The 24,050-nt window shown below is 59.8% G+C and carries 21 protein-coding genes; 6 read left to right on the top strand and 15 right to left on the bottom strand.

Features of this window, described 5'->3' with window-relative positions; all coding sequences use genetic code 11:
- Positions 1 to 60: 60 nt before the first annotated feature.
- A complete protein-coding gene (gene gloA, locus KDX39_RS14275) occupies positions 61 to 582 on the bottom strand; it encodes a lactoylglutathione lyase (protein ID WP_231660805.1) in 522 nt (173 codons plus the stop codon).
- A gap of 150 nt (positions 583 to 732) precedes the next feature.
- Here gloA and KDX39_RS14270 point away from each other — a divergent pair, with 150 nt between their 5' ends.
- Positions 733 to 1,293 carry a DUF4946 domain-containing protein gene (locus KDX39_RS14270; protein ID WP_231660804.1) on the top strand — a complete coding sequence of 187 codons (561 nt, stop codon included), beginning with the start codon at positions 733 to 735 and terminating at the stop codon, positions 1,291 to 1,293.
- A gap of 488 nt (positions 1,294 to 1,781) precedes the next feature.
- Here the strand turns inward: KDX39_RS14270 and KDX39_RS14265 are convergent, their stop codons facing one another.
- The 10 genes from KDX39_RS14265 to KDX39_RS14220 all read right to left on the bottom strand — a co-directional run bounded on the left by KDX39_RS14265 (position 1,782) and on the right by KDX39_RS14220 (position 14,549).
- Positions 1,782 to 2,144 (bottom strand): histone-like nucleoid-structuring protein, MvaT/MvaU family, encoded by a 363-nt coding sequence (locus KDX39_RS14265; RefSeq protein ID WP_099228033.1) that lies wholly within the window; start codon positions 2,142 to 2,144, stop codon positions 1,782 to 1,784.
- A gap of 83 nt (positions 2,145 to 2,227) precedes the next feature.
- Positions 2,228 to 2,593: a hypothetical protein gene (locus KDX39_RS14260; RefSeq protein WP_231660803.1), complete on the bottom strand. Its 366-nt coding sequence runs from the start codon at positions 2,591 to 2,593 to the stop codon at positions 2,228 to 2,230.
- A 33-nt stretch (positions 2,594 to 2,626) separates the two neighbouring features.
- Positions 2,627 to 3,712 carry a tetratricopeptide repeat protein gene (locus tag KDX39_RS14255; protein WP_231660802.1) on the bottom strand — a complete coding sequence of 362 codons (1,086 nt, stop codon included), beginning with the start codon at positions 3,710 to 3,712 and terminating at the stop codon, positions 2,627 to 2,629.
- Positions 3,713 to 3,847: 135 nt separating this feature from the next.
- On the bottom strand, positions 3,848 to 5,245 hold the full coding sequence (locus KDX39_RS14250) for an efflux transporter outer membrane subunit (RefSeq protein WP_231660801.1): 1,398 nt from the start codon (positions 5,243 to 5,245) through the stop codon (positions 3,848 to 3,850).
- Complete coding sequence (locus tag KDX39_RS14245) at positions 5,245 to 8,436, bottom strand: efflux RND transporter permease subunit (protein ID WP_231660800.1); 3,192 nt, start codon at positions 8,434 to 8,436, stop codon at positions 5,245 to 5,247. Before KDX39_RS14245 ends, KDX39_RS14250 begins: the two co-directional genes overlap by 1 nt.
- A 12-nt stretch (positions 8,437 to 8,448) precedes the next feature.
- Positions 8,449 to 9,690, bottom strand: a complete 1,242-nt coding sequence (mexE, locus tag KDX39_RS14240) for a multidrug efflux RND transporter periplasmic adaptor subunit MexE (RefSeq protein WP_099227768.1) — start codon at positions 9,688 to 9,690, stop codon at positions 8,449 to 8,451.
- 145 nt (positions 9,691 to 9,835) lie between these two features.
- Positions 9,836 to 10,816: an energy transducer TonB gene (locus tag KDX39_RS14235; RefSeq protein ID WP_231660799.1), complete on the bottom strand. Its 981-nt coding sequence runs from the start codon at positions 10,814 to 10,816 to the stop codon at positions 9,836 to 9,838.
- Positions 10,813 to 11,259, bottom strand: coding sequence for a protein TolR (gene tolR / locus KDX39_RS14230; protein WP_231660798.1), 447 nt, complete (start codon positions 11,257 to 11,259; stop codon positions 10,813 to 10,815). The genes KDX39_RS14235 and tolR overlap by 4 nt, the downstream gene beginning before the upstream one ends.
- A complete protein-coding gene (tolQ, locus tag KDX39_RS14225) occupies positions 11,256 to 11,954 on the bottom strand; it encodes a protein TolQ (protein WP_231660797.1) in 699 nt (232 codons plus the stop codon). Before tolQ ends, tolR begins: the two co-directional genes overlap by 4 nt.
- A gap of 51 nt (positions 11,955 to 12,005) precedes the next feature.
- Positions 12,006 to 14,549 (bottom strand): TonB-dependent receptor, encoded by a 2,544-nt coding sequence (locus tag KDX39_RS14220; RefSeq protein ID WP_231660796.1) that lies wholly within the window; start codon positions 14,547 to 14,549, stop codon positions 12,006 to 12,008.
- 269 nt (positions 14,550 to 14,818) lie between these two features.
- Between KDX39_RS14220 and KDX39_RS14215 the strand changes: the two genes are divergently transcribed.
- The 5 genes from KDX39_RS14215 to KDX39_RS14195 all read left to right on the top strand — a co-directional run bounded on the left by KDX39_RS14215 (position 14,819) and on the right by KDX39_RS14195 (position 20,689).
- Entirely contained in the window at positions 14,819 to 15,949 is a 1,131-nt protein-coding gene (locus KDX39_RS14215; protein WP_231660795.1) for an ROK family protein, read from the top strand.
- 147 nt (positions 15,950 to 16,096) lie between these two features.
- Positions 16,097 to 16,867 (top strand): DUF6528 family protein, encoded by a 771-nt coding sequence (locus KDX39_RS14210; RefSeq protein WP_231660794.1) that lies wholly within the window; start codon positions 16,097 to 16,099, stop codon positions 16,865 to 16,867.
- Positions 16,868 to 17,195: 328 nt separating this feature from the next.
- Complete coding sequence (locus KDX39_RS14205) at positions 17,196 to 18,050, top strand: oxidoreductase (protein ID WP_231660992.1); 855 nt, start codon at positions 17,196 to 17,198, stop codon at positions 18,048 to 18,050.
- A gap of 90 nt (positions 18,051 to 18,140) precedes the next feature.
- On the top strand, positions 18,141 to 18,860 hold the full coding sequence (locus KDX39_RS14200; protein WP_231660793.1) for a haloacid dehalogenase type II: 720 nt from the start codon (positions 18,141 to 18,143) through the stop codon (positions 18,858 to 18,860).
- 80 nt (positions 18,861 to 18,940) lie between these two features.
- Positions 18,941 to 20,689, top strand: coding sequence for an OPT family oligopeptide transporter (locus tag KDX39_RS14195; protein ID WP_231660792.1), 1,749 nt, complete (start codon positions 18,941 to 18,943; stop codon positions 20,687 to 20,689).
- Between the two features lie 155 nt (positions 20,690 to 20,844).
- On the opposite strand, the gene KDX39_RS14190 is transcribed toward KDX39_RS14195, so the two are convergent.
- From KDX39_RS14190 to KDX39_RS14175, 4 genes are all read right to left on the bottom strand, one after another.
- Complete coding sequence (locus KDX39_RS14190; RefSeq protein ID WP_231660791.1) at positions 20,845 to 21,288, bottom strand: NUDIX hydrolase; 444 nt, start codon at positions 21,286 to 21,288, stop codon at positions 20,845 to 20,847.
- Positions 21,289 to 21,434: 146 nt separating this feature from the next.
- The gene (locus tag KDX39_RS14185) at positions 21,435 to 21,860 is read right to left on the bottom strand and encodes a GNAT family N-acetyltransferase (RefSeq protein ID WP_231660991.1); all 426 of its coding nucleotides are present in this window, start codon (positions 21,858 to 21,860) and stop codon (positions 21,435 to 21,437) included.
- A 157-nt stretch (positions 21,861 to 22,017) separates the two neighbouring features.
- Complete coding sequence (locus KDX39_RS14180) at positions 22,018 to 23,142, bottom strand: alkene reductase (RefSeq protein WP_231660790.1); 1,125 nt, start codon at positions 23,140 to 23,142, stop codon at positions 22,018 to 22,020.
- Positions 23,143 to 23,244: 102 nt separating this feature from the next.
- Entirely contained in the window at positions 23,245 to 23,922 is a 678-nt protein-coding gene (locus KDX39_RS14175; RefSeq protein ID WP_231660789.1) for a type 1 glutamine amidotransferase domain-containing protein, read from the bottom strand.
- Positions 23,923 to 24,050: the final 128 nt, after the last annotated feature.

Below are 24,050 nucleotides of genomic sequence, written 5' to 3'. Positions count from 1 at the left end.
GGCTGTCGCTCAACAAAAAACCCCATGAGCGATCATGGGGTTTTTTGTTTTCAAAGACCGTTAAAGCGGTGTTGGCTGGATGATCTCGACCCAATAGCCATCCGGGTCCTTGATGAATGCCAGGCTGTTCATGCGGCCGTCCGACAGGCGTTTCTGAAACTTCACGTTCAGCTTCTCGAAGCGTTCGCAGGCAGCGACCACATCCGGCACCGACACGCAGATGTGACCAAAGCCGCGCGGATCGCTGTTGCCATCGTGATAAACGGCCGATGGGTCGCTCTCGGTGCCGTGGTTGTGGGTCAGTTCCAGAATGCCCGGAATCGACTTCATCCACTCACTACGGGCCTTGTCGTCAGTCGGAATCAGTTTTTTGTCGGTCAGCGCCAGAAAATACAGGCTGAACTCGGCTTCCGGGAAATCGCGTTTTTCAACCAGGCTGAACCCCAGGACGCGGGTGTAGAAATCCAGTGATGCAGTGATGTCTTTGACACGCAGCATGGTGTGGTTGAACACGAACTGCTGTGTAGCGGCTTCGGGTTCGGCTGTCACGCCTGGAATGGAATTGAGGTCTTGCAGGCTCATGAGTGTCTCCAACATGGGTATTAATGGTGCCGGATGATACGGAGCGGGGCGGCCTGTGCCAAACGCCTGACGGGATAAAGAACCCCGGCCCCTTGCGGGTAGCTGACGACAGGCTCAGACTTTGCGGTCAATCGTTCCGATGGCCATGACATGACCACCCTGATTTTCCCGCAATGCCGACTTTCGCTCTTGAGCCTGTGCCTGCTGATATGCAGTGCACCTGCGCAAGCCGCCGACGTGATGATCATCTGGCCCGCAGGCTGGGAAGTGGAGTCTTTGCCGACAGCGGCGGACGCACCTTCTCAGCCTTCCGTGCAGGTCAGACAGCGTGCAGTCAAAAACGATCAGTCGGGTAATCCGCTGATGGTCATGGAACTGACTCAAACCCGTCTGACGCCCGGGCATGAAGTCAATGTGCAGGGCGTTTTGCTGGAAATGCGCAAAGCGGTCCAGGTCAATTTCGCCAAAAGCGGTTTTCAGAGCGTCTGCACTCATGTGCGGGACGGCAAGCTCAGCGTGGTCCCTGCGCTGGAAACCACTTGCACTGTCACCCAGAACGGCGTGCACGTGCTCACGCAGACGCTGGTCGCAGCCGCCAACAAGGAAAAGGCCTGGTCGTTGTCGTATGCCGGGTCGGCAGAGGGTTACGCCGCCAATAAGCAGGAGGCATTGCAGATTCGGGATAGCCTGCGTCTGGACGGGGAGCCTTGAGGGGAGGGCTTTATTGCAGGCAAAAAGAAGCCCGCCGAGGCGGGCATGGGGCGCTATTCCTTTAGCGGCCTTCACTATGGAAGAAAGCATGTGAAAAATCTGTGAACCTGTTGCACGTTCGTCGCCCGGCGAATGCAGGCGGCGCCTGAATGTCGGAAACGTCTGACGTTAATTAACTACCTTGCGGTTTCAAAGCTGACAATTGGCTGAACACACACTCGAAACTTCAAATTGTAATTGTGAGCTGAATCGTATGAGCATCAGTAGAAATATTGGCGTCATTATTTTGCTTCGCGAGAGCCCCGACCTTTCATATATGCACCGGTCAGTTCACTCATTGCTGTTTATAGGAACGCCGCTTCAGTGATGTGACAAGTCTGCTACACGCCGATGTGATACTGGCGCAGGCTCCTGACAATAAACCTGAATCGCCGTAACAGCCAATAAAAAGCCCTGCGAGTGCAGGGCTTCCAGGTGCGTAGTTGTGATCAGGCGCGAAGCCATGAATCTACGGTATCGACACCGTATTGCTCTTTCCAGGCTTTAAGGCCTCGGTGATTGCCACCCTTGGTTTCGATCAGTTCGCCGGTGTGCGGATTCTGATAAACCTTTACAACACGTGCGCGGCGGCGCTTCGGGCCTGTCGGTGCAACCAGTGAGGTAGAGCTGCCAGGGTCGAGGATCGCGATGATATCGCGCAGGCTCTTGCCATAGCTACCCATCAGTTCCTGGAGCTTTTGCTCGAATTCAATCTCCTTCTTCAGGCCGGCGTCATTCTTCAGGGCTTCCAGCTGTGCCAGCTGCTCCTGAAGGGCTTTTTCTGCTGCTCGAAACTCGGCAAGTCTGGACAAATAACACACTCCGACAATGTCATGGCTGTTGCCAGCCCAATAAAGCGATAAGACAAAACTGTTTGGCTGATCCGCTCGTACGGTCACTGCCCCATACCCGCGCTGTCTGCAAAAATAAGCCTTCCTGGCTTGCCGTTACGCAGATAGAGGGTAGTTAAAACTGTGTAGCGGACAAATAATGCACCTTTTTTTTCAGTTAGAAAATAGTCTTGTTGAAATTGATAAGAGTCAACTGTGCAGGGCAGTTGTTTGTCGAGGGTGGACAGTGTGTTATCCGGGGAGGCGGCGTGTAAGTTATTTCTGATATTAGCGGTCTGCTGAAACTGACTGACGAATCTCTGGCGCAGCACCAGAAGCGAAATGACTGACAGACAAATACGAGTTATCCATACATGGGTAGGAATTGTGTGAAAGCGCCGTTGCAAAAGGGCTGGAGCGACCAATGGCATGGCCATTTGCCGTGCGTAGCCAAGCCCTTTTGCCTACAGCCCCTGCTGCAAGGCGGGATCGTCAGGGTTGAGCTGTTCCAGCTCGGCCAGCAGGATCTGCACGTTCTGCAACTGGCCATTTTCCTTCCAGTACTGGATCAGCAGAACGCGTGCCCGTCGATCCGCCGGATCGTTCTGAACAATCTGTGCCAGTTGTTTCTGGGCCGCTTCAAGCTGGTCCAGGTCATGCAGAGCGACAGCCAGGTCGTAGCGGTAGTCGTTGTTCTGCGGTGCAAGCTCTGACGCCTTGGCCAGACTGAGCAGCGCAAACTCCCCTTGACCATGGTCCACCAGCCAGATGCCCAGCGCATGCTGCAGCAGCGCCGAGTCGGGATGATGCTCCAGTAATCCGGCAAACAGGCTGCGCGCCTTGTCGGCCTGGCCTTTTTTGTCCAGCAACTCGATGTGCGCCAGTGCGGCTTCGATGTTCTGCGGATCCAGTGCGGTGGCTCGCTGCAAAGCCTTGAGTGCCGGTTCGAGATCGCCGGTCTGCAGGTAAAGCCTGGCGAGCTGCAACTGGTTATCGACGGTTGCGGGTTCGCTTTCAAGGGCCTCCTGGAACGCCTCGGCGCTCTGCTGCAGCACGGCGAAATACAGGCCCAGATCGTCGGGTGACAGGCCCAGCAGCGCGCTGGTTGCGCTGAATCTGACGGATTGCTCCCTGTCGTCCAGCATCGGACCCAGCAACAGGCTGCGCTGACTGCTGGAAACCAGTTTGACGCTGGTGGCAATGGCCGCCTTGCGTACCTCGACCGATTCGTCCTTGAGGCTGGCGTCGATCAGTTTAAGGGCTTGCGGGCTAGGGTAATTACTCAGTTCGGCGAGCAGGCTGACCCGGTGCGCATCGGAAAGGTCTGTACGGGCCAGTTGCTGATACAGCACTCGCGCCGCGCCCGGTTTCCCCTCATGCGCCTGCTTGAGTGCCTGTGCGTAGGTATGAGCCAGATTGGCCGGCGAGCTCTGCGTGGGCACATTGCGCCATTCCCAGAACAGCGTGGCGAGCAGCATGGCGACAAGTGCGGCACCTGCGCCGATGATCCAGCGACGGCGATTGAGGGTGTCAGGAGATGAGCCGGGCATACCGATATCCATTGCTTGGCGGCTTGCAGCTTCGTGGAGTCGCTGGTCAGTGTCAAACGGTGAGGGTACTCGAACGGACAAAAAAATGCCCCGCCTCTGTAAAGAGGCGGGGCAAGGCAGACCCGGATGCGGCTGTCAGGCCTGTGGCTGCCAGCCACCACCCAACGCTTTGTAGATGGCGACGATCCCGCGATACAACTCGATCTCGGCCTGAGCCTGAGAATCTTCGGCAGCCAGCCGTTCGCGTTCGGCATCCAGCAGAACGAGGAAGTCAGCTGTCCCTTCACGATACTGAACGTTGGCCAGACGGGCCGCTGCACGGCTGGATTCGCTCTGGCGGATCAGGGACAACAGTCGCTGCTGACGCTTGTCGTAATCGCTGAACGCGTTTTCCGATTCTTCCAGGGCTAGCAGAACCTGCTGTTCATAATTGGCCAGCGCACCTTCAGCGTCGGCATTGGCGCTGCGAATCTGCGCCCTGACACTGCCCAGATCAAAGGCAGCCCAAGTAATACTCGGACCGAGCGACCAGGCTCTGGCTGCCGACGAGCCGATCTGCGAACCCCGCCCTGCGGTAAAGCCGAGGAACCCGCTCAGGCTGACCCGAGGGAACAGGTCGGCGGTGGCAACACCGATGCGTGCTGTCGAGGCGGCCAACTGGCGCTCGGCGGCCAGAACATCAGGCCGGTTGCGCAGTACCTGGGTCGGATCGCCAATCGGCAATGCCTTGGCGATGGCCGGCAATTTGGTCGGGCTCAGATCCACGCTCAGTGTTTCCGGCCGCTCACCCAGCAGGGTGGCGATGCGGTTGCGCTGACGATTCTGTTCGGCCTGTAGTTGCGGCACGGTTGCTTCAACGGCCGCCAGTCGCGCATCGGCTCGCACCACATCCAGTTCGTTGCCGACGCCGGCGTCGCGCAACTGCGTGGTGACGCCCTGAGAATCCTGCTGGTTCTTCAGGTTGTCCCGTGCAATGGCTTCGCGTAACTGTGCGCCACGCAACTGACCATAGGCGTCGACCACTTCGGCGATCAGCGTCACTTGCAGTTGATAGAGATTGGCCTGCGCGGCGGCTTCGTCGGCGCTGCTGGCTTCCAGTTGGCGCTGAATGCGTCCGAACAGGTCCAGTTCCCAAGCCATGTCCAGGCCCAGGTCGTAACGCTCAGTGTTGACGCGTCGGTCGGTCACGCCAGGCTGCTGCCCCTTGCCCAGATCGCTGCTGGCCCGGCTGGTCACCACTGGCATGGCGTCGTTGGCCACGTCGTCGCGAATGGCACGCGCCGCTTTCAGGCGGGCAAACGCGACACGCAGATCCCGGTTGCCATTGAGTGACTGAGTGACCAGTTTGTCGAGGGTCGGGTCGTCGAACTGCTTCCACCACAAGGCATCGGCCTTGGTACGGTCGTAGTTGCCCTGAGCGGCAGCGGCGAGTTTTGCCGGTGCAGTATCGGGCGCCTTGTAGTCCGGGCCGACGGCACAGGCCGCCAACGCCAGGACCAGCAGGCTCGGGACAAAGAGTTTAACCGCGCTCATCAATGCATCTCCGCAGGCAGTGTTTGCAGTTTCTGCGCCTTGGCGACCTTGCGGGCCTCCTGGCGCTCGACGAAGTTACGGATCAGCACGTAGAACACAGGGGTCAACAGCAGGCCGAAGAAGGTGACGCCGAGCATCCCGGAGAACACCGCCACACCCATGGCATGACGCATTTCGGCACCGGCACCACTGGACAGTACGAGCGGCACGACACCCATGATGAAGGCGAACGAGGTCATCAGGATCGGGCGCAGACGCAGGCGGCAGGCTTCCAGAACTGCATCCAGCGGGCTCATGCCTTCTTCCTGTTTGTCCTTGGCGAACTCGACGATCAGGATCGCGTTCTTGCACGCCAGCCCTACCAGTACGATCAGGCCGATCTGGGTGAAAATGTTGTTGTCGCTACCCGCAATCATTACCCCGGCAATCGCCGACAGCAGCGTCATCGGTACGATAAGGATCACCGCCAGCGGCAGGCTCCAGCTTTCGTATTGGGCGGCCAGCACCAGGAACGCCAGCAGTACGCAGAGCGGGAAGACGAACAGTGCGGTATTGCCCGACAGAATCTGCTGATAGGTCAGGTCGGTCCATTCGTAGACCATGCCATTGGGCAACTCTTCCTTGAGCAGCTTCTCGACAGCCGCCTGAGCCTGGCCCGAGCTGTAGCCCGGTCCGGCAGCGCCGTTGATTTCGGCCGTGATGAAACCGTTGTAGTGCATCACGCGGTCGGGACCTGCGGTGTCGCTGACCTTGACGAAGGTCGCCAGCGGGATCATCTCACCCAGGTTGTTGCGCACCTTGAGCTGACCGATCTGGTCGGCGTCCTGGCGGAACTGTTGCTCGGCCTGAACGTTGACCTGGTAGGTACGACCGAAGCGGTTGAAGTCGTTGGCGTACAGCGAGCCCAGATACACTTGCAGGGTGTCGAAGATGTCGCTGATCGCCACGCCGTGGGTCTTGGCCTTTTCGCGGTCGATGGACGCATCGACCTGCGGCACGTTCACGGTGTAGCTGGTGAACAGACCGGCCAGTTCAGGCACGCTGCGGCTCTTGGCGATGATGTTCTGGGTTTCCTTGTACAGCTCGTCGTAACCCAGATTGCCCCGGTCCTCGATCTGCAGGCGGAACCCGCCGATGGTCCCCAGACCCTGCACCGGAGGTGGCGGGAAGATCGCCATGTAGGCTTCCTGAATCGACGCGAACTGGCCGTTCAACGCGCCGGCGATAGCGTTGGCCGACTGGCTCGGGTCCTTGCGTTCATCAAAAGGCTTGAGCGCAACGAACACCACGCCATTGTTCGGGCTGTTGGTGAAGCCGTTGATCGACAGGCCCGGGAAGGCAATCGCGTTTTCCACGCCCGGCTGTTTCAGGGCAAGGTCGGACATGCGCTTGATGACTTCTTCGGTACGGTCCAGGCTGGCCGCATCCGGCAGTTGGGCGAAGGCCACCAGGTACTGCTTGTCCTGGCTGGGTACGAAACCGGTTGGCGTACTGTTGAAACCCATCCAGGTCAGCACCATCAGGCCTGCATACACCAGCAGGGCGATGCCGCTGCTGCGAATCACGCGTGCAACCGTGCCGACGTAGCCATGGCTGGCTTTCTCGAAGAAGCGGTTGAACGGACGGAACAGCCAGCCGCCCAGCATCCTGTCGAGGAAGCGCGAGAAACGGTCCTTCGGCGCGCCGTGAGCCTTGAGTAGCACGGCGGCCAGTGCAGGCGACAGGGTCAGTGAGTTGAACGCCGAGATCACGGTCGAGATGGCAATGGTCAGCGCGAACTGTTTATAGAATTGTCCGGTAAGCCCGGAAATGAACGCTGCCGGTACGAATACCGCGCAGAGCACCAATGCCGTGGCGATGATCGGCCCGGTCACTTCGCCCATCGCTTTGTGAGTTGCTTCGACCGGTTCAAGCCCCAGCTCAATGTTACGTTCGACGTTCTCCACCACCACGATGGCGTCGTCCACCACGATACCGATCGCCAGCACCAGCCCGAACAGTGACAGCGCATTGAGCGAGAAGCCGAACAGGTGCATCACGGCAAATGTACCGATCAGCGACACCGGTACCGCGACCAGCGGAATGATCGAGGCGCGCCAGGTCTGCAGGAACAGGATCACCACCAGCACCACCAGAATCAGTGCTTCGAACAGGGTGTGGATCACCGCTTCAATGGAGCCGCGCACGAAGATGGTCGGGTCATAGACGATGCTGTAGTCCATCCCCTCGGGGAAGCCTTTCTTCAGCTCGGCCATCTTGGCCCGCACGTCATTGGAAATATCGATCGCGTTGGAGCCCGGACGCTGGAAAATCGGCAATGCAACGGCGGGCTGATTATTCAGCAGCGAGCGCAGGGCGTACTGGCTGGAACCCAGTTCGACACGGGCAACGTCTTTCAAACGCGTGATTTCGCCATCGGCACCGGCACGGATGACGACGTTCTCGAACTCTTCCTCGGTGACCAGGCGGCCCTGAGTGTTGATCGACATCTGGAAACTGGTGGCATTGGGGGAAGGTGGCGCGCCCAACTGGCCTGCGGCGACCTGACGGTTCTGCTCGCGGATCGCATTGACCACGTCGGTAGCCGTCAGGTTGCGCGACGCGGTCTTGTTCGGATCGAGCCAGACCCGCAGCGAGTAATCGCCCATGCCGAACAACTGCACATCGCCCACACCGCCCAGTCGCGCCAGTTCATCCTTGATGTTCAAGACGGCGTAGTTGGACAGGTACAGCATGTCGTAGCGCTGATCCGGCGAGGTCAGGTGCACAACCATGGTCAGGTCAGGCGAGGCCTTGTCGACCGTGATACCGATCCGCGTCACCTCTTCAGGCAGCTTGGGTTCGGTGCGCGTCACGCGGTTCTGCACCTGCACCTGTGCGTTGTCCAGGTCGGTGCCCAGCGCGAAGGTGATGGTCAGGGTCAGCTTGCCGTCGGCAGTGGCCTGCGACGACATGTAAAGCATGTTCTCGACGCCGGTGATGGCCTGTTCCAGCGGTGAGGCCACGGTTTCGCCGATCACCTTGGGGTTGGCGCCGGGGAAGTTGGCCCGCACGACGACGGTAGGCGGCACGACTTCCGGGTATTCGCTGATCGGCAGCTGGAACAGCGAGATGGCGCCAGCGATGAGGATCAGCAGCGAGAGCACCGCGGCGAAGATCGGCCGCGAGATAAAGAATTTTGAGAAGTTCATCGAACGAGTCCCTTAGCCGCGAGGCGCAGTGGCGCTGGCGAGTTTGGCGGTCGCGTTGGGCGCCGACTGTTGCGGGTTGCTGGCTTCAAGGGCCTGACGTTGCTTGAGGAGCAGGGCAAGGGTGTCGGCGCTGGCCATCGGCGTGACTTCAGGGTCCACAGGCTGGCCGGGGCGGACACGCTGCAAGCCTTTGACGACGATGGTGTCGTCCTTGCCCAGGCCGTTGCGGACAATACGCAGGCCTTCGATTTTCGGGCCCAGCTCGACCGGGCGATAAGCCGGCTTGTTGTCCTTGTCCATGACCAGCACGAACTTCTTGCCCAGGTCGGTGCCGACCGCCTCATCGTTGATCAGCACGGCCGAGTAGGTGCCGCTGCCGACCAGCTTGAGGCGCGCATACAGACCGGGTGTGAAGCTGCCGTCGGTGTTGTCGAACACGGCGCGGCCACGGATGGTGCCGGTGCGCGGGTTGACCTGGTTGTCGACGAAGTTCATCTGGCCCAGGTGCGGATTACCGTTCTCGTTGGACAGGCCCAGGTAAACCGGGGTGGTCTGGCCACGCTGACCCTTGCGCGCGAGTTCGGTGTACTTGAGGAACACGCGTTCGTCGGCGTCGAAGTAGGCATAGACCTTGTCGGTGGACACCACGCTGGTCAGCGCTGTCACATCGGCTGTCACGATGTTCCCGGCAGTGATCTCGGCACGGCTGACGCGACCTGTGATAGGCGCGGTCACGCGAGTGAAACTAAGGTTCAGGCGCGCCAGATCCAGTTGCGCCTGAATCGCGGCGACCCCGGCCTTGGCTTCCTGCGCGGAGGTCGTGCGCGAGTCTGCCAGTTCGGCGGAAATGGCATTGTTGGTGCGCAGGCGCTCGCCACGCTGGGCTTCATTTTCGCTGCGTACGGCCACGGCCCGCGCTTGCTGCAATTGGGCCTCGAGGCGACGTACTTCCGACTGGAACGGACGCGGGTCGATCTGGAACAGCAGGTCGCCTTTCTTGACCAGCGAACCGTCGGTAAAGGCCACCTGATCGATCTGGCCGGATACACGTGGACGAACTTCGACGGTTTCCGGCGCTTCAAGGCGGCCGGTGAACTCGTCCCATTCGTTGACGGGTTGTTCCAGCACCTTGGCGACGCTGACCTTGGCCGCAGCGGGTGCCTGAGTAGCCTCAGGTGCGCGACCACAGGCGCTGATCACGACCAGTGCCAGGGCAGTGAGGGGGTAGCGCAAATGAGCGAGTGTCTGGGGCATGAGAAGTTCCGCCGATAGTAAAGGATGGGCGGATTCTGTTGCTCGCAGGGTGTTATTAACGAATCGAATAAATCGAAGGTTACTATCATCCGGAATGATGAACGTAGTGTCGGCAGGGCAGCGCTACACCTGCTGCCGCGTAGCCTCACTGAGCATTCTGCAACCGGTAACGGAACGTGTTGCGTACCCCGATGACCTTGACCGGGTGTCCGCCGGCGACCTGCGGGCTGTACCGGAAACCGGCGGCGGCCTTGAGCGAGGCGGCCCCGAAGTGGGACGCATCGCACTGCCCCTTGACCAGGCGTGCTGCCGTCGTCGTGCCATCGGGCATGAGGTCGTACTCCACCGTGCAGTCGCCTTCCAGCTCGTTTTCGAGCGCTGCCGCCGGATAGTCAGGCGCTGCCTTGGTCAGCGGCAGGTACTGTTTGCCAGCGGTTGCGGCGACATCGGTCGCGGGTCCGGACGCCGACGGCGCAGGTTTCGCCTCGGCTGCGGCCGGTGCAGTGGTTGAAGTGGCCGGTGCCGGGGAGGGGGCTTGGGCGGGCACAGTCGGGGCTGGATGCGGCGCCGGTTTGGACGGGGGCTGTCGTGGCGGTTTCTGTCGCGCCTGCACATCAGCCTGTTCTGCCAGTCGGCTGGCTTCGAGCCGAGCCTGTTCTCTGGCGGCCTGTTCTGCTACCGCCTGTTTCTGTTGCTCGACCGCCTGCTGACGTTGCGCCTCGGCAGCGCGAGCGCTGGCGGCAGCCGCAGCAATGGCAGGGTCCGCAGCCAGTCCGGTGTGGATCACCAGCGTCTGCCTGTCTGGCTCGGCTGTTGATGGAGCAGATGCCGTGCTGCCGAGCCACGCCGCCAGAAAATGTACGGCCACCACCAACGGGATGAGCAGCAATGCCGCGCTTGCCGAAGCAGGCGCCGGGTCGCGTGGCAGCGGCATGCTTGGTGGGGCAACCAGCCTGAGGTCAGGCCTGATCGCCAGATACCGGATGGGTACGGTTCTGCACGTGCGATCGCTACGGTGAGTGCTGAAGCGACAGCGCACGCCGGACTCGGGTAGCCGATGGCTGGCCGGAGTGAACGAGACGCCTACCTCGGGAAGCGGTGATGCAGGTTTCTGCGAAATCTTCATGGCGCGGCATCCGCAGGCTGCGAAATCAGCCCGACATTGGGCACGCCGGCCTGTTGCAAGGTGCCCATCAGTTCCATGATCCGCCCATAGCTGACAGCCCGGTCGCCACGAATCAGCACGGCGGTATTGGCCTGATCGCCGAGCATATCCCGTACTTGCTGGCCCACGGTTGGCAGCGCCAGTTGAACACGCTGGTTCTCGCCGCGATTCAGGTAGTACAGGCCTTCGGCGTCGATGCTGATGACCAGTGGCGGGTGATCCGGCGTGTCGATGGCCTGCGCCCCCAGGCGAGGCAGATCGACGTGTACGCCCTGAGTCATCAGCGGCGTGGCGACCATGAAAATCACCAGCAGCACCAGCACCACATCAATGAATGGCACGACGTTCATTTCGCTGGAAATCCTGCCCCGGGAAACCGCGTGGAAAGAACCTTTCTGATTCATGCGGTTTCCCTCGTGCTGATATCCAGATGACCGCGGGTATGCAGGCTGGTCAGTAGCAGGGTGTGTAGCTCTTCAGCCAGATCGGCCAGCCGGGTCTGCACGTCGGCGACCTTTTTCGACAAAAAGTTGTAGGCAATCACGGCAGGAATGGCGGTGAACAGACCGATGGCGGTGGCCACCAGCGCTTCGGCAATCCACGGCGCTACCGTGGCGAGCGTCGCCTGCGCGGTTGCTCCCAAAGCCTGAAACGACCCCATGATTCCCCACACCGTGCCGAACAGGCCGATGTAGGGGCTGACCGAACTGATGGTCGACAGTATCACCAGGCGACGATTCAGGCGCATGCCTTCGCGCGACAACGCCAGACGCAGTGCGCTGCCCACAGCCTCCATGGTGATTGTGGGGTCGGTGTCGCCGTGGGTCAGTTGGCAGAAGTTACGAAAGCCTTCGCGAAACACCTTGCCTGCGCCGCCAGGCTGGTCGGGCAGTTCTTTGTACAACTGATTGAGGTCGATGCCTGAATGGAAGCGTTGCTCGAAGTCGGCCAGGTGATTGCTGTCGCGCCGCAAGTCGACGCTGCGAATAAAAATCAGCAGCCAACTGACTGCAGAGGCCAGCAAGAGGATAAACATGACGGTCCGGGCAACCGGACTGGCGCCTTCAATCAAGCTGACAATGGACATAGACGATTGCATCGAAGGGTATCTCCTGAGGGTTCTTGGGTGTTAATCGAGTCAGTGAGCAGGTCAGAGCTTGACCTTCATGCCGACCCATAAGGACTGGCCGAAGCTGTTGCGCTCAAGCAGGTTGTTGTCCGCGTCGCGAATCAGGCGCTTCTGGTCGGTGAGGTTCCGCCCTTCGGTGTAGAGGGTCAGGTTGGCGTTGAGCGCGTAGCTGACCTGGGCGTCCAGTTGCCCATAGCGCTCTTCGAACTTGTCCTGGCGCGGGTTCTGGACGCTGAGGCTGGTGCGCCGGTCGCCGACCACGGCGTAGCTGATCTGCGACCTGATATCACCGATGGCGTACATCAACGTGGCGTTGTATTGCTGCTTGGGCGCGCCGACCAATTGGCTTGCCCGACGTGTCGAGCCGTCGACCATCGGCACATTCATCGAGCCGTCCAGCCAGGTGCTGTTGAGCTTGAAGCCCAGCCCGTCGAACGGTGCGGGCAGAAACGCCAGGCGGTCCTTGATAAGGTTTACGGATACGCCGCGAACCTGTGCCGTCGAGGTGTTGAGGGGTTGTGAGATGGTGGTCTGAACACCCGTGCTGTCCGTACTGCTGGAACTGCCGACAAATATCTCGTTCTTCAGGTCTTTCTGAAACAGCGCCATGGACAGCAGCGCTCCCTGACCGAAGTAATAATCGGCTGCCAGATCATAGTTATTGGAGGTGATCGGTTTAAGGCTCGGGTTGCCGCGGTTGATGCTGACTGCGCCGTCCACCTGACTGACGCTGTTCAGCGGTACCACATATTCCGGGTTCGGCCGGCCCAGTGACTGGCTGAAACCCGCACGTACACGCACTGAAGCCGTCAGGTCGTAAAAGGCGCTGAAGGAAGGCAGTACGTTGTCATAACTGCCGGAGTTGCTACTTGGGTTGAGTGTGCCGCTGTTGTTCTGAAAGGCCGAGGAATCGAATCGAGTGTGTTCATAGCGAGCGCCACCAAGGATTTCGAAACGCTCGCCGCGGTACCTGAGCAGACCGAAGCCTGCGGCAATGTCTTCCTGATAACTGAGGTCATTCTGAGTGCTGAGCAGGGTGCTGTTGGCCTGATCGAGCCGAAACAGCCCAGGGTTGTCTGCGAAGAAACGGTTGGTTGCCTTGTAGTAGTCACCTGCATTGCTGAACGAACTGGCGGGGAGGCTGGCGGCACTGGTGGGCAGGAAGCTCTGTTGATCAATGTCCTGCGTGACTTCCATGCGTCGCCAACTCGTGCCCACCCTGACGCCAGGCCCACGGTCCTGCGGGTCGGTGTTGAAGCCGTAGGTCCCTTGCCATTCCTTGATGGTCTGCTGGCGCTCCAGCTTTTCCGGCTGGATAGTGAACAACTGATAGTTTGCCGGCGTGGTCGCCGCCGAAGGGTTGGCGGGGGTGATGGTGGACATGTCGCGATTGTCAGAGTCCTGACTCGTAAGGTCGTACTGATAGCCGAAACTGGAGCCGTAAGCCGAACGGAATTCAAACTGGCCATCGTCCTTGCGCTCATAGGTACTGCGTGCCGCATAGAGCTTGCTGGTCAGGCGCTGTTGATCGGCGGGTTTGAAGTCAACGTCCCAGATGGCCAGATCCGTCGCCGTGGTTTCAGGAAAGTAATCGACGCGATAACGATTGCGGCCCTGGGCATAACTGCCGCTAACGTCGGTGACGTTGCGCGGTGAGCGGCCTTCGAGAATGTTCAAGTAGCGGTATTCGTCGGAGTCGTAGCTGTAGTGCGCGCCGAGCAGCGATGAATAAAGGTTTTCGCTGGGTTTGTATTCGAGGCGGCCCAGCAGGCTCCAGCGATCCAGTCGGTTGGTGTACTGCGCCTGATCACGGCGGTCCACCGACGGCGTGCCAGCCGCGCTGTAATTGATGGTGCGGATGTCCTTTTCCTGATCGCGACTGCGGTCGGAGAAGCTACCCGCCAACATATAGCCGAACTGCTTGTCCTCGCCGAAGCGGTCATTGACTCTGCCGTCGATGATCGCAGAAGGGCTGGAAGGTCCGCCCGGCACGCTCATGTTGCTGTAGTGCCCGATCTTGGTATCGGCAACGGCCTGAAAGCCGCTGTAATCGAACGCGCTGATCGGTTGCAGGTCGACGATCCCGGCAATGGCCGGTTGCAGGTCGGGCGTCAGGCTCTTGTAAACCCCTACTCGTTTGAGAGCGACGCCGGGGATGGCTTCCAGGTCGGTCTGTCGGCCCAGCGCGAACCATCCATCGGGGATCATCGCCCCGTCGAAGGTGGTTGTGGTGAAGCGTGAGGGCAGGCCGCGTATGGAGACGAAGCGACCTTCGTCCTCGTCGAACTCGGTGGTCACGTCCGGCAACCGGCGCAGGGAGTCAGCCACGTTCAGATCGGGCTGCTGGCCCAGTTCGTCAGATGAGATGAAATCGGCGACCTGCGACGTGTTGCGTTTGGCGCGGATTTCCTCGCGATTCTGTTTGACGTACCCCGTGACCGTGACGCTTTCTGCAGCAGGCGTATCGCTTTTGCCGAAGGGTTCCTGAGCAACCGCAGGGGGGATGAGAGTCAGCAGTACGGCGCCGGAAACAAGCGGGTAAAAAGCACGGGTTCTGGTCAGCATGGTGAAATCTCGTGAAGGCCGAAGAGGTCTGGCTTTTTATTTACGCTTTAAGTGTTAAATAAAAATGACTGGCAGTACTCGGCTTGAGATTTCGTCGTTAGTGAGTTCGCTATGAGTGATAGAAAGCACGCCTAGAGAGGCACGCTGAGGATGTGAACAGGTTGCCAGAAGCCCAGCGTCCAGCGTTTTTGAAATTGTCATCATATTTAAACGTTAAGTGTGAAAATATATGGCCTATTCACAAGTACTCTGGCAAAGGAGAACGTTTCTTGCCCAAGCACACGCTTAACGAAGGGATTCATGTGTCGGATAACGAGCGGTTCATTCTGGATCTCATCCGGCGTGAAGGCCGTATCAGTCAGTCCCGTGTCGGTCAATTGAGCTACCTGACTCAGCAGTCGACTCACCGCATCATCAGTATGCTGCTGGCGCGCGACCTGTTGCAGGCCGGCCCGCCTGCGTCTGGTGCAGGACGCGGCAAGCCTTCGCCGAGTCTGCAATTGGCGGCCAGAACCGCCTTCAGCGTCGGCATCGCGATCAATACCGACTGCGCCATCCTTTCGTTGACTGCGCTGGATTGCGAGCTGGTAGAAGAGGTGCGTTTTCGATTTCCGCCCTTGAGCCGGCAGACCACACTGGAGCGCTTGAGCACTGCGCTGGACAGGATCTGTTCGCGTAATGGCGTGGACAAGGCGAGCCTGATCGGTGTCGGGTTCTCGATCAACGGTTATTTTGTCGCCAACCGTCGGCAGATCAACGCGCCGGAGCCATTGCGTGACTGGTCATTGATCGATCTGCAGCCGCTGTTGGAAGAGACGTTCGGCCTGCCAGTGTGGATCGAAAACAGTGTCAGCGCTGCTGCGGTAGGCGAAAGCCTGTGTGGTGCCGGGCGCTGGGCGCGTTCCTTCGTGTACCTGGGGTTCAACTACGGTTTTGGCGGCGGGCTGGTGATCGAGGGCAAGCCGTTTTTCGGTGCCAACGGCAACGCAGGCGAACTCAGTTCGATACTCACGCGCGAAGAGCAGCAAGTGCGTCCGGCGCTGCGTTACCTGCTGGAAATGCTTCAGGAGCAGGGGGTGGATGTCGATTCCATCGAAGACATATCGCTGCGGTTCGATCCTCAATGGCCAGGTGTTGACGCCTGGGTCGACCGGGTGATGCCTTGCCTGAACCGTATCATCAATTCGCTCAGCGGCATTCTCGATCCTCAGGCCATCGTGTTTGGTGGGCAATTGCCGGTCGCGCTGGGCGACGCCCTGATGGCACGCGTCGAATACTGGGGCGGCGACCGTTACGGCATTACAGCCACAAGACCACGTCTGGTAATGGGGCAGCAGAGTTGTGACGCCGCAGCCCGTGGTGCGGCCCTGATTCCGTTGCGGGCCTGCTTTTTCCTGTAAGCGTTTTTTCGTCTGCCCGGCCCATGAGGTTCGATGATGCGAACATTGCACTGTCTGCTTGTACTTCTGCTTACCAGCACAGCGACTGCCGCCCGGTCGGCCGAAAGACTTTACGCCTGTGGGGACGATCAAGTCCGCGAGTACCGAGTGCAAGTGGCGAGCGCCACCGAGGTCTGGCGCTGGAGCGCCGGCCAGGCGAAAGATCTGCCAGACGCCTATCGCCAGAAGCTGCTGTCGCATATTGACGAATGCAAGCCGGTCGAGGGTGGCCGCGCCATTCTGGTGACGTCTTCCGCAGGTGGCGTGGTTTTGCTGGACAGGGCATCCGGCCGGGTCCTGTTTCGCGCTTTGGCGCCGATGGCGCATTCGGCCGAGTACTTGCCCGACGGTTTGATCGCAGTCGCGTTGTCGATTGAGCCCAATGGCGACCGACTGCAGCTCTATGATCGGTATCGCAACGAAAGGCCGCTGTTCGAGTCGCCGCTCCCTTCGGGTCACGGCGTGGTCTGGGATACCCGGCGTCAGCGTCTGTTCGCACTGTCCCATGACCTGTTGCAGGCCTTTACGCTGAGCGGTGAGCGCGCATCACCTGCGCTGCATGAAGCTGGACGCTGGACGTTGCCGGGAAGGCGTGACGGCCATGATCTGTCGGCGCTTGGCGATGGTCGTTATGCAGTCACGACCGATGACGGTGTCTGGCTGTTCAGTCCGGACTATGGGGCGTTTTCGTCGTTCGAGCCTTTACGCTCGGCCTCAAGGGTCAAGGCACTGAGCGTTCTGGGTGAGCGCATGGCCTGGGTCGAGGTGGAGGAAAACTGGTGGGCCTACGGCTTTCATCTGGCGGATCGCGAAGGCGGCGGCGGGGTGCGTGTGCCGGTCTCGGACCTTCATCTGTACAAGGTGCGCTGGGTACATTGACCTGCAAGGCCTCGGCGCACTGCCTGCTCACTTTCCCGCACTTATCTCGACCGCGCTTCGCAAAGGTTCTGGCCCCAGGCTCTGTACGAAAGGTGGCTACGCTCGGTGAGGCTGCGTTAAAACAGGCTCGGAATGCTCATTTACAGCACGTAGACCCCGTTTCTTCGCCTGTTTTTGCCTTGCCCGACCTTCGCAAGCGGGGGATAGAGGCTCTTCATCCGGCCGACAGGTAGTATTGATGTTGATCAGCATCAAAAATATTGACGGTTATGATTTCGATCATCATCATAGCGCTATCTTCAGTCAGTCGACCCGCGAAGGCACCTCTATGACGACACACAAACCTGTAGCGCTGGTGACCGGCGCTTCTTCCGGCATCGGCGAAGCCACAGCCAACGCGCTCGCTGCGGCAGGCTATACCGTGTACGGAACCAGCCGGAAAGGAACCCGCAGTGGCCAGCGCAATTTTTCGATGCTGGCTCTCGATGTGACGGACGATGCGTCCGTCGAGGCGGCGATAAAGGAGCTGCTGGTGCTGGAAGGGCGCATTGACCTGCTGGTCAACAACGCCGGTTTCGGAATTGCGCCAGCAGCGGCCGAAGAGAGTTCAATCGAGCAGGCCAAGGCCATTTTCGACACCAACTTTCTGGGCATTGTGCGCACCACTCGCGCCGTCGTGCCGCACATGCGTCGGCAGGGCGGCGGCCGGATCATCAACATCGGTTCCATTCTGGGCATCGTGCCGGTGCCATTCGTGGCGTTGTATGCGGCCACCAAACATGCGGTGGAAGGGTATTCGGAGTCTCTGGATCACGAAGTGCGCACATTCGGTATCAGGGTCACGGTCATCGAGCCTGGCTATACCCGAACATCATTCGAAACCAACAACCTTGAAGCTGATGCCAAGCTGGAGCTTTATCAGGACGTCCGGGCGCGGGTGTCCAAAGCGGTCAACCACGCCATGGCCAGTGCCGACAGCCCGGATGTAGTCGCCCAAGTGGTGCTCAAGGCCGCCCGTGCCCAGCGTCCGAAGCTGCGTTACACCGCCGGTAAAACGGCAGGCCAGTTTCAATTCATGCGCCGCTTTTTGCCGGCGGGTTTTCTGGATGCGGCCATCCGCAAGAACCTGAAACTGGACGCAAAATCGGCTTCGCAGGCACGCACCTCTCACCAGCCAGGATGATCCGGCCAGCATCGTCCGATCAATCCATGTTCGCCAGACGCGCGTTTACTCACTACAGTGGTTCCCGATGGCAATTTCAGGAGGAACCCGATGACGCTTCCAAAAGCGCTGGCGTTTGATGTCTTCGGCACAGTGGTTGACTGGCATTCGGGTATTGCCCGCGAAACAGCAGCGTTTCTGGCCAGCAACCTGCCTTCGGTCAGACCGGCCGATTTCGCGTTGCAGTGGAGAAAGCTTTACGCCCCGGCGATGCGCGAGTGCATCAATGAGGCGAGAGGCTTTGTAGTGCTGGACACCCTGCACCACGAGACGCTGCAGCAGCTTTTGACCACCCACGGTCTGGACGTCAGTCGCATTCAGCCTGATGAGTTATGGCGGCTCGCTCATGCCTGGCGGCGGCTTGATCCTTGGCCCGATGTGCCGGAAGGGCTGGTGCGGCTGCGCGAGCGTCTGCCTGTCGTGACCCTGTCAAACGCCAATGTTGAGCTGATGATCGCGATGAACCGCTACAACGGTCTGCAGTGGGACGCCTTGCTGGGAGCGGAGTTTGCCCAGACCTACAAACCGGAGCCTGCCGCCTACCTGACAACAGTCGATGCACTGGGCCTGAAGCCACAGCAATTGTGTCTGGTGGCATGCCACCACAGCGATCTGGCGGCAGCAAGGGATTGCGGCCTGATGACGGCTTTTGTCCATCGGCCCATGGAGTACGGAGGAGCCCCTGCGCCTGACGCGGATTATGCCCAGGACTGGGACTATGAAGCCGACAGTCTGATCGACCTTGCCCGGCAGCTTTGCACGGCACCCTGAACCTTGCGACGATACAGCACTCACTTGTTAGGCCGCGGCGTTGAGTGACCGCGCTGCTTCATTGCCGATAAGGAATTCGCATGCACCACGCCTCGCCATCGCTTTCGTCGACGACTTCGCTGGCCGGACCTGTAGAACGTGAGCTGAGTCTGCGCGCTGTCGTTACCGGAATCGTGCTCGGCATCCTCCTGACACCCTCCAATGTATACGCGGGACTCAAGATTGGCTGGTCGTTCAACATGTCGATCATCGCCTTGCTGATCGGCTATGGCATCTGGCAAGGCCTGGCCCGTCGTTCGACCACGCAATTGCCCTGGACCCTGCATGAAAGCAACATCAACCAGACCGTCGCTTCTGCCGCCGCATCGATCATTTCCGGCGGGCTGGTTGCGCCGATCCCTGCCTACACGCTGCTGACCGGCCAGCAACTGGATGCCGTTCCGATGATCGCCTGGGTGTTCTCGGTGAGTTTTCTGGGTATCTGGATCGCCTGGTACCTGCGCCCCTCGCTGCTCAACGATAAAGCGCTGAAGTTTCCCGAAGGCATGGCGACGCTGGAAACCCTGCTGCACATCTACAACCACGGCCATGAAGCCGCGGCACGCCTCAAAGTGCTGCTGAGCGCCGCGTTATTGTCAGCATCGGTCAAATGGGTCGATACCTTCATGTGGGCGTTGCCACGCTGGTCGCCCAACGCCCAGCTGGAGCGTCTGACCTTTACCGCCGACCCTTCGCTGCTGCTGGTGGGTTTCGGCGCGATCATTGGCATTCGCGTTGGCCTGACGTTGCTGCTCGGCGCCGTGCTGGCATGGGGCGGGCTGGCGCCCTGGCTGCTGGAGCAGGGGCTGGTGCAGTTGCCGTCCGACAGCAGCGGCCCGCAGTTCGCCGCTCTGGTGGAATGGCTGTTGTGGCCGGGTGTGAGCCTGATGGTCTTCTCGACACTCGCGTCGCTGGCAATACGGCTTTGGGCCTTGCACAAAACCACCAGGGCGCAGGGCGGCAAAACCTGGACTCTGCCAAAGCCTGGACCGGCGGCCGGCTTTGCGCTGGCGATCGTGCTGGTGGTCAGCCTGCAGGCGCTGCTTTTCGGCATCAATCTGTGGATGGCGCTGCTGACCATTCCATTGGCCATCTGCCTGGCCGCAGTGGCGGCCCGAGTGGTTGGCGCAACCGGCATTCCGCCCATCGGCGCCATTGGCCAGTTGTCCCAACTCAGCTTCGGCATCGTTGCGCCGGGTCAGGTGCCGATCAACCTGATGAGTGCCAACACCGCAGGCGGTTCGGCCGGGCAGTGCACTGACCTGATGAACGACTTCAAGGTCGGCCGTGCCATTGGCGCCACGCCGCGCAAACAACTGATCGCGCAAACCCTGGGAATCTTCGTCGGCAGCATCGTCGGCGTGTTGGCCTATCTGGCGCTGATCCCTGATCCGCAGGGCATGTTGCTCACCGAAGAATGGCCTGCGCCCGCTGTCGCCACCTGGAAAGCCGTGGCGCAAACCCTGACCCACGGGCTGGACTCGCTGTCCGCCAGTGTTCGCTGGGCAATCTTCATCGGCGGGCTGGCCGGGCTGTTGCTGGGCATTCTCGACAGCGTATTGCCCGCACGCCGCGCCAGATTCCTCCCCAGCACCGCCGCACTGGGCCTGGCCTTCGTGCTGCCCGCGTCGGTATCGCTGATGATGGCCCTCGGCGCAATCGTGACCTGGCTGGTGAGCTGCCGCTGGGCGAGCGTTACCGAGCGGTTCGCGATTACTACGGCGGCGGGGCTGATTGCAGGGGAGAGCATTACCGGTGTAGGGGCGTCGTTGTGGCAGATGATGGGGTGAGCGGTGAAGTGCCTGGCTACGCTTTTGCACGTAGGGCGTGGGATAGTGTGGCGGTTGCATCTAATGCGCTGTACGTGCTGATTGACTGCCGGTTCCCGGCAGATAGCCGGAAAGCTGCCTCCCACGGTTCGATGTTTTTCATGATCTGCTGCCCATCAAAGCAGCGAAGCCGTCTTGAGCAGTTCTGACAGGCCTTCAGGTACGAGGGGGGATTCGGCGGAAAAGCTGGACGCTGTATGCCACGCTGCCCTGAAACACGATCCGTCGCTCTCTTGCCCTTCCAGCAGCCGCTTTTCATACACAGTCGCGTCATCAAACGTCGCGTCATAGACCTGGACTATTTCGTGTCCCGGCTTGCCAGCGTAAGTGAAAATGCTTTCCAGCGTACCGATCAGCCGCAGGTTGCCGATTGACAGCCCCAGCTCTTCCTGCACTTCCCGGATGATGGCATCGCTACTCCTTTCGCCAAACTCAATGCCTCCGCCGACAGGGCGAAAGAAGGTTTGCTGCTTGGCCTCGTCGTAGAACTCATTCACCAGAATCTTCCCGCAGTGATGGAAGACACAGATGGCGAGAGGACGAATGCGTTGTAACGACATGGTGAGAACATCCTTGTGAGCAAGCAGCGCTGTGAGGTCAGCCTCTTTTGCGAGTGAATCGTTGGCTGTGGCGATCTGGCCATTCGTTCGATCACGTTGAAGGGCTGATCAACGCGACAGTCTGCGCATGTCTGCGCATGGATGAATCATCCAGTGAACGACTTCAAAAGAATGTGCCGGTTCCACGGTCCGCAATACTTGGGGATTTGCGCGATCAGCTCATAGCCAATGCGTTGATACCAGCCGGCAACCCCATCATCCAGCGTTTCAATGATGGAATCCACACAGCCTCTCTCGATTGCCAGCGCTTCAAGCCTGTGCAATGCCTCGGCGCCGAGCCCGGTTCCGCGCCATTGTTGATCGACCCACAGGAAATTGACAAACAGACGGCCAAACTCAGTACGTCCTGTAGCGCCACCCATCAGCCTGAAGTCTTCAATGACCGCACAGGCTATGTCCTTGGCACTTCCGCCTAGTGGCTCGGATAAATTGCGTCCCGTGTCGATAACGCCATTTCTGATGGTTTGCAGAAAATCACCACCGACCTTGTCATCGGCTATCCACTCTCTCATTTCAATGCTCCCTGCGTCTGTGTGTGCCAAAAACACACGCAAATGAGGTGCCAGAGCAGTGGATAGCCAGCATCAGCCGCAGCAAATGCAGAGCAGGCTGGTGTGCTGACAGGTTGGTGCGCGCTCTTGTAAGCGCGCGCCTGATGAATCCTATGGGTCAATCCCGATAAACAGGGTAATCCGTATAACCCTCGGCACTGCCGCCATACACCGTCGCCGGGTTCAGCTCATTCAAGGGCCAGTCATGTTTGATCCGCGCAGGCAGGTCAGGGTTGGCCATGAACGGGCGACCGAATGCGACGAAGTCTGCCAGTCCTGAGTCCAGCAGTTTGGCACCCGATTCTCCGTTGTAGCGACCTGCGTAGATGATCGCGCCCTTAAAGGTGTCGCGCACTGCACGGCGGAAGGTTTCCGGCATGGCAGGCGCGTTGTCCCAGTCGGCTTCGGCGATGGACAGGTAGGCGATCCCCACATCCTGAAGCACTTTGATTGCCTCGATGTACGTGGTGTGCGGATCTTCCTCGACCATACCCAGGTAAGTGCGGGCTTCGTCGGTGGTCGTGAACAGTGGCGCAAAACGCACGCCGACCTTTTCCTTGCCGATGCATTCGGCCACGCCCGCCACTACTTCGCGCAGAAAACGCAGGCGGTTTTGCAGGGATCCGCCGTACTGATCGGTGCGAAGGTTGCTATGCGCGGAGATGAACTGGTTGACCAGATAACCATTGGCGCAGTGCAGTTCGATACCGTCGAAGCCTGCTTCCATGGCATTGCGCGCCGCCTGAATGTAGAGCTGGATCAGTTCCTGGACTTCGTCAGTGCTCAGCGCTCGTGGCGCGGAAGGTGGAACCAGCTCGCCTGCGCCGGGGGCGGTCTCGATAAACACGCTGACGCGATCTGTGGCCACGGCAGAGGCCGATACGGGGGCGTCGCCGTTTGGCTGCAAGGCGGTATGAGACACACGGCCCACATGCCAGAGCTGGGCGAAGATCACGCCGTCTTTGGCATGAACGGCTTCGGTCACTTTGCGCCATCCGGCGATCTGCTCCGCGGTATGAATGCCCGGAGTCCAGGCATAACCCTGACCGCGCGGCTCGATCTGCGTGCCCTCAGTGATCAGCAGACCCGCGCCGACGCGCTGCTGGTAATACTCGGCCATCAACTCGTTGGCGATGTTGCCCGGCTGCGTGCTGCGCTGACGGGTCAGCGGCGGCAGAACAATGCGGTTTTTCAGCGTGTGGGAACCCAGTTTGGCGGGAGTGAAGAAAGTGCTGTTTTTCATCGGTGTACCTTGTGTGGTCTGATTAGACCAGTCGACTAGTAATTGCGTAAAAATAAAACCGTGTGTCAGGCACACGGTTTCATGAGGTGCCGGATAGACAAATCAGCCAAGCATCTTCAAAAGTTGCTCGGCGACTGCTGCGGAGCTGGCAGGGTTCTGGCCGGTGACCAGTTGCCCGTCGACGACCACATGGACTTGCCAGTCAGCGACTTTGGAGTAGTGGCCGCCAAGGCGTTGAAATTCGTCCTCGATCAGGAAAGGGACGACATCGGTCAGGCCGACCGCCGCTTCTTCGGCGTTGGTGAATCCGGTGACTTCGCGGTGCTGGATCAGCGGTTTGCCATCAGCCCCGACGACATGACGCAACACGCCCGGTGCGTGGCAAACGAAGCCATGTGGCTTGTTGCTGCGATCAAACGCTTCAATCAGCGCGATGGAATGCTTGTCTTCGGCCAGGTCCCACAGCGGGCCATGACCGCCCGGGTAGAACACGGCATCAAAGTCCTCAGCGCTGACATCTGCCAGACGCCCGGTGGTGGCCAGTGCCTGTTGAGCGGCGGGGTCGTTGCGGAAGCGGTCGGTCTCGGCAGTCTGCGCATCCGGCTCATCGCTCTTCGGATCCAGCGGCGGCTGGCCGCCCGCTGGCGAAACCAGTGTGATTGCTGCGCCGGCGTCCTTGAAGGCGAAGTAGGGGGCTGCGAATTCTTCCAGCCAGAAGCCGGTTTTCTTGCCGGTGTTGCCGAGCTGATCATGTGAGGTCAAAACCATCAAGATTTTCATAGCGCACCCTTTGAGTTGGTCAGGCATCAGCGACGTGCAACGAATTTGCGTGTCCTGAGCACCTGTGGAATAGGTTGACGGGGCGCAGCATAGTTTCTAAATAGACCAGTCGTCTAGTAGTTTTTTAA

The sequence above is a fragment of the Pseudomonas sp. CDFA 610 genome (assembly GCF_021147865.1).
Classification (GTDB): Bacteria; Pseudomonadota; Gammaproteobacteria; order Pseudomonadales; family Pseudomonadaceae; genus Aquipseudomonas; species Aquipseudomonas alliivorans.
Note: the sequence above shows the minus strand (reverse complement) of the source record. Positions and strands in the feature narration are given on the sequence as shown.